Below are 12,641 nucleotides of genomic sequence, written 5' to 3' on the forward strand. Positions count from 1 at the left end.
ATAATTTCAGAAGCTATAAAAGGGGTTTTTGATCCCTTAGCTTCCTATCTATATTAAAATCAGTATTTTAAATACTGTGTATCACGGTTCGGGATTGTAAATCCCGAACAGCTTGGTTGTCCAAAGTGGGTTTTCGGAAGGGGGATGTCGGAATTTCTTGCTTCTCGGAATTTGTAATTTCGTAAAGCGATACCGCAGATTTTTAATCCGCAAGGAAAGTGGAGAACAGGGGATTAAAAATTCCAAACAGCTACGTTTGATTTTTTACCACATAGATACATAGTTCACATAGTCTGCTTCGCGGAATTTAAGAGGCAAGGTGGATAATATTTGAACTTTTTCTATCGAAAGTTTGTGCCTATGTCACAATTTATCCTTGGTCAATCCCAAGGGGATAACCCTTCGGTAGAAAAATAAGCGTTTCAGATCAATCCAACAATACCATAGAGATTGCCAATTTGTCTTCCCTGTTCCATGAAAATTATAATTTCAGAAGCTATAAAGGGGTTTTTAATCCCTTAGCTTCCTATCTATATTAAAATCAGTATTTTAAATACTGTGTATCACGGTTCGGGATTATAAATTCCCAACGGCATGGAATCTATAGCCATTGCAAAATTTTACTCCATTTCACATACCTGCCTTTTGGAAACTGACAGTCAGCAAGCAGGTATTTGCTTCCTCTTCGTGTACCCGATTTCATGGAACCCCAAGCTGTTCCAGTATCAAAATAGTAGGCTGAACCATCCTTACCGTCCTGTCCTAACTCCATGGTCTTAGTAAGTAAATCCAAAATAAATACTTCACTGCCTTTTTGGGTATCTATCAGTTTTATTTCTACTGTAGAACTTGAGGTTACCGGCACCCGAGGCACAGGGTATAGGCCTTGATTCTCGTCGGGTGTCAACAGGTCTATTCCTTCAGAATTGTTAAACCCCTTTAATCCAACCTGAAGAATATAGTCTATGCCAAGGATCTCTTTTAATTTTACAGTTTCGTGGAGCCTTATTTGATTGGCTGTAATTTCATAATCCCAATCCTCCAGAAGTCCAAATGAGATATCATCCCTTTTTGCAAATTGTTTTCTAATGATTTGATAAAGCCTTTGTTCTTCATTATAGGTTAATCCCGGAATCCTAAAGTCCAAAAGTACCTGGTCAGCATCTTGAAGACAGACACTGCAGCGCTGCTTCGGGTAAAATTTCGTGTTTTTACAAGAAAACAGTAACGGAATAAAAATTAGGATCAAATATTTTTTCATTAAAAAAAAACAGGCGGTGGATCAATCCCACCTCCATTATTTAATTGAGGTTAATTCCAAGGTTTAGTTCTAGGTTTAATGGAAAAATATTTCCATTACCCTTAGTATCAAAGTAATATATCGGGCCTGCGCTAAACAGCAGGTTAAATCGGTTTCCATAGGTTCGCTGTAAACCCCAAGTAGGACCGACGGCAAAAGAGTTGTTGTCAAACCGGTCAAATGAAGATATCTGAGAAATACCAGGTCCGGTGTAAAGCATTCGTGCCGCTATAAAGTTCCCATTATTGCGGTCGGTGCGTTTTCCATTTCCTTCTCTTTTGGACAAATTGTAATAATATCTACCTTGAACATCAACAAACATAGCGAAAAGGTATTGTACTCCGCTTATTGAAGCAGATGTCAGGTCAGGATAGGAATAATTGTATCCAAACCCCAAACACGTATCAAGTGTTGTGTTTTTCCCTGTGGCCATTTCGTAAGAAACAGCGGGATTAAGGAAGTTTACCCGAAGTACATTTTGGGTTTGAGCATCACTCAGATGGGCACTGCAAAATACTAATGCAATGATTAATAATATTCTTTTCAAAAGTAAAATGGTTATGGAATAAACTAAAATATTACTGTTTTAAACTATATTATTACGCAAAGAAGAAAATAAAACTAACTGATCAAAGTTTTAAACTAAAAAACTAATTAAGATAATTGTATCAATTTGATTATCAGTCATAAATGTTTTAGTACTTAAAAAATCGTGGGTCAATTGATACCACAACTATTGGCTAACTAAAGTATCCAAATAGTTCCTATTGGAAAAAATATTAAATATCCATCTGGCCAACCTCATTTTGGATAGTATGATTTTATTTGGTACGATATTCTGCCCGGTTTGAAGGGAGTAGTTGGTAAAAATCTTTTTTCTTGTGAGATTGTATTCTTTATAACACATCCTTGGGCCTGTATAATTCGTTGATTTTATTCTATTTGTAGCTTAAGGAGTACTTGGCAGCGGTTATTTTTGCTGTCCGATGGGATCCAGACCTGGTTTGAACGTTTGGGGAAATGATTTAAAAATTCAAAAAAAAATGTTCATGGCTTTGTATACTTTAACCAAGAAAATTAAATAAAGCAATTCCAGAAAATAAATGACACTAAATCAAAATTATAATTTTGTTGCGTGCATGATACCGAAGGGTTAGCTAATAATTTTGTAGGAAAAAATCCCCTCCAAGAATCCTAATCTCTTGGAGGGAATTAAAATCAATCTGCTGTGCCGGATTTGATAATCTGTCCAAAGAATACCGCATTAAGGAACAATTTGTTGGTTCCGTGCCAGGCTGCCCTGAAATTTGGATTGTCCACCAAAGCAACTACCCTACCGCTGCCCAATCTTTTGACCTGAACCACTGCTGTGTTTTTGATCTTTTCCAGGTTTTCGGGATGGACATAGCCACTTGCTAGGGGCTTGTCTGTGTACACCATGGGATTGGCGTACGGATTTTTGGCCGGCAGTAGGAATTGATTGGAATTCCTAAAAGTGTAAATGGCCCCTTTGTCATATCCATATCCCAAAGGATGGGTAATGTCCAGGTTGGCATGAAAAATAGTACCACTGGTCATTCTTGCTCCAGTGTTTTTGGTAAAGTCCGCATAAGGCTGCGCTGGCTTTTTCTCTTCTGCTTCCTTATCTTCTTTGAACTCGAGTTTGACCAATTCCTGTTTGTTGAGCCAAGTAAGGGCATTGCCTCTTGCGATCAAGGTGCCTCCAGAAGCTGTCCAGGATTTGATTTTTTCCGCTTCTTCTTTCCCAAAGGTGTTATATGTGCCATTGGGCATGACTATGACATTGTATCGGCTAAGATCTGTCTGGGCCAGGCGTTCTGTTGGTAAGAGGGTAATGGGTACATCCATACGCTGATCCATCAGGTGCCAGATTTCTCCAGCTTCCAAACTTACCACGCCTGTGCCTACTAAAAGAGCCATTTCCGGCTTTTTCAGTACATCAATCTCCGGGGAGCCCAGGTTAATCCCTCCAGTATATCCTGATTGGATGGAATGGAAGGTCAGCCCTGTTGCCTTAGCGATTTTTTCCAGTTCATTATCAAGGTCTTTTGGGTTTTTTTCTTTTGGATCTCTTGGCATGCTGACCAAAATGCTGCCACGCTGAAGTACAGTTTTATCTGCCAGGTTAATGGGTTCATGACTTACCCTTACCAAATAACCTTTTTGCATCAGTTCATAAGCCGCTTTTGGGGTATAGTACCCCTCCCATCCAAAACCATAAGCATAGGCTTCTTTTTCTCCTTTTACAATACCGGCCGGCAAGGAGAAGTTTTTATCCAATGGACTCACATTGGCCAGGTTCAAGATTCGACTGCTGAGTGCCATGTAATCCAGGTTGAATGCCATCGGCATGGTCCAGGCAGACACATCATAGAAAAGACTGTCCCGGAACGAATTCCGGGTTTCAAAAATTGCCTTTATCAACCTGTATTGGGGCTGATTAAGAGGAACAATGTAGGAATGCCCCTTGGCAAAAGGGACACCATTGACAATAATGTCTTCATTAAGTGAAAAAATATCAATTGCATGATGCTTGATCATTTCAGCCAAATGGTAACTTCTGGCCACGTCTGTTGTGGACCCAAAAATGTATGCCTGATCCGTATCTGACCTTGCTTCCTGAATTGCGGATTTGAAGAAATTATGCATAGACTGGTTAATTTCCTTACGCATTTCTTTTGCAGCTTCAAATGAGCTGATACTCACCCTAAACTGGTTCCTGATAGTAAATGCAAAGGTCAAAGGTCCATAGTTGCTTTCCTGTAAATGTCCGCGGGAGGAAGCTTGTTCAAAGAGAATCCCAATGGAACCCTGAATGTCTGGGTAGGTAGATCCATAACCAAAATAATATTCATCAAAACTTTCTTTAGCATAATAGAGTGAGCCGATTTCCTCCATGGCTTTAACATGGTACTGTGCTATTTTTTCAGTCAGCTCTACTGTCTTCTTTGGAATCAATGGATGGTCTCTGCTAGGAATACCTGGTTGGAAAAAGAAGGTAGCATTACTGCCCATTTCATGATAGTCCAAATAAATATTGGGCAACCATTCCTGAAATTTCTTTACCCTATTTTGTGATTCGGGATGCTGGACCAATAACCAATCCCGATTAAGATCAAACCAATAATGATTTCCTCTTCCCCCTGGCCAGGCCTCTGAAAGTTCACGGGTATTTGGGTCCCCGTTTAGGTTATAAGAACGATGGGAATTGACCCAAGTAGAATAGCGGCTATAACCGTCAGGATTAAGTGATGGATCAATAAGAATGATAATGTTTTTCAGGTCTTCGGCAATTTCATTAGCAGCTGCGAAATGGTAAGCAGCCAAAAGAGAAGAATTGATGCCGCTTGCTTCATTCCCATGAACCGAATACCCCGCCTGTAATACCAAAGGCATATTATCGAAATTCAAACTTGCATTGGGGTCTTTTAATTTTTGTCTTTCTGCTTTGATTTCATCGATCTTTTGAAGGTTGTCAGGATGGGTAATGGTCAACAATACCTGAGGTCTTTTTTCATAAGAATAACCAAAAACTTCAAAACTTATCCTTGGAGAATTTGCCGCCAGTTTTTCAAAATACCGGATCAATTGCTCATAATCCACATTCCATTCTCCTACTTCAAAACCCAAGACCTGTTTTGGCGTGGGGATTTTTTCATCATAGGTGAAATTGGAAGGAAGGTAATAATCCAGGGAAATATCAGCTGTTTCTTTCGGACTTTTTTGTGCAAAGCTGATAAAAGCCGCCAAAAAAAACAGCAGCAACAATACAGAATGTTTTTTCATGGTCATGTTGAGATTATAAATTTTTGCATTTACAGAAAAGATTATGACATCGAGTGTGCCGTCATACTGAGACGGAGCCTGCGGAGTCGAAAGCCTGCCCCGATCCTTTAGGGTATCTTCCATTTAAGAGGGGACTCTTCGCTTCACTCAGAGCGACGTAAACATCTGTCAATGGTAATTAGATGGATTGAACTTACCAAATTTCTTCCAAATTGGCCAATAGGAAACACCTTAACAATACCCTTTGTGTAAAAAAACGAACAGGGATCAAAAAGAAAGGCCATACAATTCTGCATGGCCTTCATGATGTTGTCTTAAAATACTTTGTTTTATTCCACTGTCACAGATTTGGCCAGGTTTCTTGGCTGATCCACATTACAGCCTCTCATGACAGCAATGTGATAAGAAAGCTGTTGCAATGGAACCACTGAAATCAAGGGAACAAATGCTTCCTCTGTTTCAGGAATCTCAATCACATAATCTGCCATATGCTTAACTGAAGTGTCGCCCTCAGTCACCACTGCAATGATTTTTCCCTTTCTGGCTTTTACCTCTTGGATATTGCTCACCACTTTTTCATAGGAACTGTCTTTGGTGGCAATGAATACCACTGGCATTTCTTCATCGATTAAAGCAATTGGGCCATGCTTCATCTCTGCTGCTGGATACCCTTCTGCATGGATGTAGGAAATCTCTTTCAATTTTAAAGCACCTTCCAATGCTACCGGAAAATTGTATCCCCTTCCCAGATACAGGAAGTTCCTGGAGTCTTTGAATTCAGCGGCAATTTCCTTGATCTTATCATTCAGTTGAAGGGCTCTTTCTACCTTGGAAGGAATGGTTTCCAGTTCGCTCAACAATTGCATGTACCTGTTTTCAGAAAGGGTTCCCCTTTGATATCCAAGTTTAAGTGCCATCATGGTAAGCACTGAAATCTGAGCTGTGAATGCCTTCGTAGATGCAACACCTATCTCAGGTCCCGCGTGGGTATATGAACCTGCATGTGTTGCTCTTGCAATGGAAGAACCTACCACATTGCATACTCCAAAAATAGTTGCTCCTTTGGATTTGGCCAGTTCTATAGCGGCCAAAGTATCTGCAGTCTCTCCGGATTGAGAAATGGCAATCACAAAATCCTTTTCATTGATGACAGGGTTTCTGTACCTGAATTCTGAGGCATATTCCACCTCCACAGGAATTCTGGCAAATTCTTCGAAAAGGTATTCTGCTACCAATCCAGCATGCCAAGATGTACCACAGGCGGTAATGATGATCCTGTCTGCATTCTGGAATTTATTCATGTAATCCCTTAAGCCTCCAAGAACCAATCTGCCATTATTGGCGTCCAGTCTTCCACGCATACAGTCTGCTATGGATCTTGGCTGTTCATTGATTTCTTTTAGCATGAAATGCTCATAACCACCCTTTTCAATGGCTTCCAATTCCATTTCAAGTTGGTTGATATATGGATTGGTTTCTACATTTTCGATGGTTTTGATCTGAAGTTTGTTCTCCCGGATTACGGCAATTTCATAATCATCTAAATACACCACTTGCTTGGTGTATTCTATGATTGGTGTAGCGTCTGATGCAAGAAAATATTCATTGTCACCCACCCCAATCACCAAGGGAGAACCTTTTCTGGCTGCAATCAGGGTATCAGGTTCTTCCATGTTAATGATCACGATGGCATAAGCACCTACCACTTTATGAAGTGCCAATCTTACAGCTTCTTCCAAAGTGCAGTGGTTATTGACATAAATGTCTTCAATAAACTTGATGAAAACCTCAGAATCCGTTTCAGACTGGAATTTATATCCTTTGTTGATCAGGTCCTTTTTCAGAACGTCATAGTTTTCAATGATGCCATTATGGATCATGGCAAACTTTTCACTGGAAGAGTAATGTGGGTGAGCATTCACATCATTGGGTTCTCCATGTGTAGCCCAGCGTGTATGACCTATGCCTATTTTAGAAGTGAGGTTGCTGAAACCATTGAGATGATTTTCCAATTCAGAGACTTTCCCTTTCTTTTTGTAAATGCTGAGTCCATCTGAATTTAACAAAGCTACTCCTGCACTGTCGTAGCCTCGGTATTCCAATCTTTTAAGTCCTTTGATGATGATGGGCAATGCTTCCTGCTGCCCTACATAAGCGACAATTCCACACATTTGTAAAAATTTTTAAAAATTGATTATTTATAGAAAAGCAAACTTAACAAAAAGTCAGCCAAATAGCCAACTTTGTTAAAATACGAATATATTAAAATTGACTTATTTAAAAAAACGAGGACTTTCTAGCTAGAAAGCCCTCGTTTTAGAGTAATATATTTTAAGGACTGGACTTCTAGAGTCCAGGACAAATTCTCTTAGGGATTGTCTGTATTCATCAGATCTTCCTACCAATGGGTACAAAATAAAATCTCTCCTTTCTATAGAGCCTCTGTAGATAGCATTTACATGAGATGTAAGAAACTGTCTGTAGATATTTTTTTCCCTATCATGTGCCAATAAGGCAGGGGAGTCTGTATAAAGAGGTTCTTTGGTTACTGGGTCTACCTGCGGTCTTCCATCTGGTTGAACAGCCATTACCCTTCCATCTTCCCTTAATAAGACTCGGTTGGTCTCGTTAGTGAAAAACATCTGAAGGAATTGTGGAGGGCGATTGGTAGCTATATTTCTTTTAAGAGGGCCTAATTCTAAAATGACCTGGTTGAAGGTAACATTCCTCAAAGTATCCAAAAAAGCATCCAAAGGGCTTGTGTCCAATTTAACCAAAAATCCTGTATTATTTTTTGACCCTGCACGGCTTCCCAAATCATAGGTGACAAATTTTTCTGTTATTGCCTCAACCGGTGTCCCAGTTGGATCATTGATGATTTGATTGAAATGTCTGGCAGAATTGGAATTTACACCTGTTGCAATTGGATAGGCTCGGGAAACGGTGTCCCCTTCATTTCTGAAAAAGAACACAAAACCAGAATTGTTTCCCGGTAAAAGGGAAAATGAAACTTTCTCATCTTTTGCACCTTTGAAAACAATGCCGGGAAGGAATTCTCTGAAGGTAAAGACATCTGTGAATGCAGAACCATTTTTTAAAGCTTCAAATAAATCCAAAGCAAACGGATTTTCATTCAGTTTGGCGAAAACTAAAGTATCTTGCTTTTCAGAGAAATTAAATGAAGCAGTAAAAATCGGATCTTCCTCAAAGTCCAAGCTGCTGAAACTGTAGTAGCTAATATCTCTGATTTGCTCGTTCAGCCGGTGTACTTGTAAGGTTTTGGGGCTGGTCAAGTCATCAGCATTGACAAATGCCAAATTGAAATTGAACCTGACTGAATCCAATACCGCATTCGGTTGCGGCCTGGAAAGATCCCTGTTGAATAATAATCTGGAATAAGCAATGGCATCGGTTTTTCCAAAGAAATCTCCTTCGTCACTACCAAAAACCAGGATGTCGGTATTGGTGGTGATGAGGGAGTCTTGTTGGATAACAAAAGCAGATAAAGGTATTTCCTGATAAAATACCCCTATCTGATTGTTATTGGGATCCAGCTCCAAGCCAATGTTGGAAGGGTCCTCACATGAACTTAATATCGGAAAGATAATCAACAGACCAAAAGCCAGTTTAGCCGGCAAGGTCAGTATATATGTTGTAATAACTTTCAAAAAGTTGGTCTTCTTCTTCGCTGTTGATCTCACACTTCTTGTCTTTTGAGCACTCTTCAATGAGTTGGCTTAGGTTTTCAGATATTTCTTCACTTTTAATGACCACGTCCGCATATTCCATTCCAATTTTAAGGAAGCCTTCGTAGTCTTTCGATTTGAGAGGTGCCAAAATAGAATCATCAATATCTACCATTTTGACTTTCTCCAACAAATCGTCGCCAAATTTATGGTTAAATCCGGTATTGTAAATAGTGAATACGGATTTTGTGTCCTTAAATAATGGCTCGTTTTTATAAGTCGTTTTAAGATACATAGGTATCAGACTGGTCATCCAATCATTACAGTGAACTACATCTGGCGCCCAGCCCAATTTTTTGACAGTTTCGATTACTCCTTTGCAGAAGAAAATCGCCCTTTCATCATTGTCTTCGTAGAACCTTTCCTGCTTGTCGAAGAATACACTCTTTCTTTGGAAGTAATCTTCGTTGTCAATAAAATATACCTGAAGCTTTGCATTTGGAATAGAAGCTACCTTGATAATCAAGGGTTTTTCTTCATCTCCTACGGCAATATTGATTCCAGAAAGCCTAACCACCTCATGCAACCTGTTCTTTCTTTCATTGATTAATCCAAATCTGGGAACAAGAATACGGATTTCCATTCCTTTTTCCTGCATGGCCTGTGGAAGGGCCCTCACGAAATTGGCTACCTCAGAGGTTTGAAGAAATGGGTTGATTTCACTTGCAACGTAGAGGATACGAAGTTTTGACATACCTTGTTGTTTTTGTTGAGGGATAATTAACGCACAAAGTTACAAAAAAAATACGGTAAAGCCATTGTTTTTCTGGATTATAACATAGTTTTGCCTCTATTTTACATTTATAAAATACAATTCTGTGAAGATCCTACCTACCAAGGATGCAGTCAAAAAATTTCTACTCAGTCTGCCAAATAGCCAAACAACAGTTGGTTTGGTACCTACAATGGGAGCGCTTCATGAAGGGCATTTGGATTTGGTAAGAAAAGCCAAAGAAAATTCTGATATTGTCATCGTCTCTATATTTGTCAATCCTACGCAATTCAATAATCCTGATGATTTTGCCAAATACCCCAAAACATTGGACAAAGACTTGGATTTATTGAAAAATATCGGGGTAGATGCTGTGTTTGTTCCTGATAATCAAGAGGTTTATCCTGAGTCTCCTTTAATTAAAATTGATTTTGGAGATTTGGAAAGGGTCCTTGAAGGATCTTTTAGACCAGGTCATTTTAATGGGGTTGGGATTGTGGTTTCTAAGCTGTTAAATATTGTTAAACCTCATAAAGCCTACTTCGGGCAGAAGGATTTGCAGCAAGTGGCCGTTATCAAAAGACTCGTAAAGGACCTTTCTTTTGATGTGGAAATTATCGTTGTCCCTACAGTAAGGGAGGCCTCTGGGCTTGCCCTTTCCTCCAGGAATCTGAGGTTAAGTCCTGTTCAAAGAGAGAATGCTTTGGTGCTTTACAAATCCCTTTCCTTTGCTAAAACTGAACTTTTGAAGGGGGAGAGCTGGTTTACAATCAAATCCGAAGTTGAAAATCAGTTTCAACAGACCCCAGAAGTAGAGCTCGAGTATTTTGAATTGGTAGATTCTGATAAAATGACAGTTCTTGAAAGCTTACAGGAAGGCATTTCCCTGTCTATATGTACAGCTGCATATGTGGGTGATGTGAGATTAATAGATAATATTTCGGTAAATCATTAGTTTTGCGCAAAATTTCAAGCAATGCAAATCCAACTATTAAAATCTAAAATCCACAGGGTTAAAATTACGCAGGCAGAGTTACATTACGTGGGAAGCATCACGGTAGATGAAGACCTAATGGACGCCGCCAATATCATTGAAAATGAAAAGGTTCAGGTCGTCAATGTCAATAATGGGGAACGACTGGAGACTTATGTCATCAAAGGTGAAAGAGGTAGTGGCATGATCTGCCTCAATGGCCCTGCCGCCAGAAAAGCACAAGTAGGAGATGTTGTAATCATTATCTCTTATTGTTCCATGGAGTTTGAGGAAGCTAAAAAGTACAAGCCAATCGTCATATTTCCAGATGATCATAATAAACTGATTTAAAGTGAGACTCAATTTCAAACAATGGATCCAGGTAGTACTCTCATTGGTGGTGGCTGTCTGGATCTTTTGGTTTTTATATAAAGATTTAAGCCTGAATAGCCTGAAAGCAGCGCTACGGGAAACTTCATTTTTGTGGATTGGTCTTTCAGTAATCGTCTCCTTACTTGGTTATTGGATCCGTGCCTGGAGATGGGGGCTTTTGATTGAAGCAGGAGAGAGGGTTAAAATCTCCGCTTGGAGGGCATTTGTGGCGCTTATGATTGGTTATTTGGCCAATCTTTTGGTGCCTCGGGCAGGTGAAGTGGCACGTTGTGGTATTTTGGCCAAAACGGAAGGGCAGCAAATGGGTAAATTACTGGGTACGGTCATCCTTGAAAGAACTATAGACCTGCTGTTTATGATGATTACTGTATTAATGGCATTTGGGCTGGAAAATAAAATGTTTCTAACTTTGATAGGCGATTTGGTTTCATTGGAAGATTTGTTGACAAGAATTGGCCAGTCCCTTCCTTTGGTTTTTGGGGGCGGTATTGTTGCAGTTCTCTTTTTTTACTATGTCTTCCAAAAATACAGAGACAGCAGCCTCTTGAGAAAGGTCAGACATTTTTTAAGGGATTTGGTTCAGGGATTCATTAGCTTGAGAAAAGTTAAAAACCAAATGGGCTTTTGGACAAGTTCAATTGTAATATGGTTGATTTATTACCTGATGATGCTTTTTGTAGTCTGGGCTATACCTACGACTGCCAGTCTGTCATTGAGTGCGGTGTTAATTGTGATGGTAATGGGAAGTATTGGCATGGTTGCCCCTGTTCAGGGCGGTATTGGTACCTTCCATGCATTAGTGGCCTTTATTTTGATGGCATATGGATTAAGCGATGAACAAGGAAAAATTTTCGCGGTAATCATCCATAGCAGTCAAGTATTGACAATTATAATAGTGGGACTGGTTACATTGGGATTTTTCTTTAAAATTACTGCGCAAAAGGCATCCAAAACTTATTAAATTCGTAATTACAAAAGCAAAAATTTAAATAGCTATGATTATACTCATTGTCGTTGTATTTGCCATTCTTGGATTTGTAGTCAGCAACAGGCTAAAAAGTAAATTCAGAAAGTATTCACAGACTTCTCTTCATGCCAATCTTTCGGGAAAAGAGATTGCTGAGCTGATGCTTGCCGATCATAATGTAAGGGATGTGCAGGTGATTTCTGTAGAAGGACAGTTGACCGACCATTATAACCCCATGAACAAAACGGTCAATCTCAGCCCGGATGTGTATTATGGTAGAAATGCTGCCGCTGCTGCTGTTGCTGCTCACGAATGTGGACATGCTATTCAGCATGCTACAGCTTATTCTTGGCTGAAAATGAGATCCGCCATGGTTCCTATGCAGAATATCAGTGGAAAAATTCTCAATGTGGTTTTGATTGCCTCACTTTTTGGTGGTTTTGCCCTTGGGTTCCCGGTTGAGCTGATCGGTGCCATCGTAGTGGGAGCTTATGGCGTCATGACTTTATTTACCCTTGTGACCTTGCCTGTGGAATTTGATGCTTCTGCAAGGGCTTTGGCTTGGGTGAGGGACAGGAATATTGTTACAAGAGAAGAATATGGCATGTCCAAAGACGCTTTAAAGTGGGCTGCCATGACCTATGTAGTTGCAGCACTTGCTTCTTTGGCGACATTGGCCTATTACATTTGGGTATTTTTTGGAAACAGAGAATAAGAAGAAACTATTTTAACCCATTTGAGTT

General features: G+C 39.7%; 10 protein-coding genes. 4 read left to right on the forward strand and 6 right to left on the reverse strand.

What is annotated here, in order from left to right:
• Positions 1 to 601 precede the first annotated feature (601 nt).
• From CLV48_RS14225 to CLV48_RS14250, 6 genes are all read right to left on the reverse strand, one after another.
• Entirely contained in the window at positions 602 to 1,261 is a 660-nt protein-coding gene (locus CLV48_RS14225; protein WP_106567968.1) for a hypothetical protein, read from the reverse strand.
• Between the two features lie 40 nt (positions 1,262 to 1,301).
• Positions 1,302 to 1,847, reverse strand: a complete 546-nt coding sequence (locus CLV48_RS14230; RefSeq protein WP_170069032.1) for a DUF3575 domain-containing protein — start codon at positions 1,845 to 1,847, stop codon at positions 1,302 to 1,304.
• A 671-nt stretch (positions 1,848 to 2,518) separates the two neighbouring features.
• On the reverse strand, positions 2,519 to 5,107 hold the full coding sequence (locus tag CLV48_RS14235; RefSeq protein ID WP_106568085.1) for a M14 family metallopeptidase: 2,589 nt from the start codon (positions 5,105 to 5,107) through the stop codon (positions 2,519 to 2,521).
• 329 nt (positions 5,108 to 5,436) lie between these two features.
• Positions 5,437 to 7,278: a glutamine--fructose-6-phosphate transaminase (isomerizing) gene (gene glmS / locus CLV48_RS14240; RefSeq protein ID WP_106567970.1), complete on the reverse strand. Its 1,842-nt coding sequence runs from the start codon at positions 7,276 to 7,278 to the stop codon at positions 5,437 to 5,439.
• A 129-nt stretch (positions 7,279 to 7,407) separates the two neighbouring features.
• Positions 7,408 to 8,775: a DUF4270 family protein gene (locus CLV48_RS14245; RefSeq protein ID WP_245889565.1), complete on the reverse strand. Its 1,368-nt coding sequence runs from the start codon at positions 8,773 to 8,775 to the stop codon at positions 7,408 to 7,410.
• Positions 8,735 to 9,547, reverse strand: coding sequence for a glycogen/starch synthase (locus CLV48_RS14250; protein WP_106567972.1), 813 nt, complete (start codon positions 9,545 to 9,547; stop codon positions 8,735 to 8,737). Before CLV48_RS14250 ends, CLV48_RS14245 begins: the two co-directional genes overlap by 41 nt.
• Before the next feature lie 124 nt (positions 9,548 to 9,671).
• Between CLV48_RS14250 and panC the strand changes: the two genes are divergently transcribed.
• Genes panC through CLV48_RS14270 form a run of 4 tightly spaced genes read left to right on the forward strand, consistent with a single transcriptional unit; the run spans position 9,672 to position 12,613 of the window.
• Positions 9,672 to 10,520, forward strand: coding sequence for a pantoate--beta-alanine ligase (gene panC, locus CLV48_RS14255; protein ID WP_106567973.1), 849 nt, complete (start codon positions 9,672 to 9,674; stop codon positions 10,518 to 10,520).
• Positions 10,521 to 10,541: 21 nt separating this feature from the next.
• Complete coding sequence (panD, locus tag CLV48_RS14260; protein WP_106567974.1) at positions 10,542 to 10,889, forward strand: aspartate 1-decarboxylase; 348 nt, start codon at positions 10,542 to 10,544, stop codon at positions 10,887 to 10,889.
• A 1-nt stretch (position 10,890) separates the two neighbouring features.
• Complete coding sequence (locus CLV48_RS14265) at positions 10,891 to 11,892, forward strand: lysylphosphatidylglycerol synthase transmembrane domain-containing protein (RefSeq protein ID WP_106567975.1); 1,002 nt, start codon at positions 10,891 to 10,893, stop codon at positions 11,890 to 11,892.
• Between the two features lie 34 nt (positions 11,893 to 11,926).
• Positions 11,927 to 12,613, forward strand: a complete 687-nt coding sequence (locus CLV48_RS14270) for a zinc metallopeptidase (RefSeq protein WP_106567976.1) — start codon at positions 11,927 to 11,929, stop codon at positions 12,611 to 12,613.
• The last annotated feature ends 28 nt before the right edge of the window (positions 12,614 to 12,641 follow it).

This window comes from Cecembia rubra (assembly GCF_003014575.1).
Classification (GTDB): domain Bacteria; phylum Bacteroidota; class Bacteroidia; order Cytophagales; family Cyclobacteriaceae; genus Cecembia_A; species Cecembia_A rubra.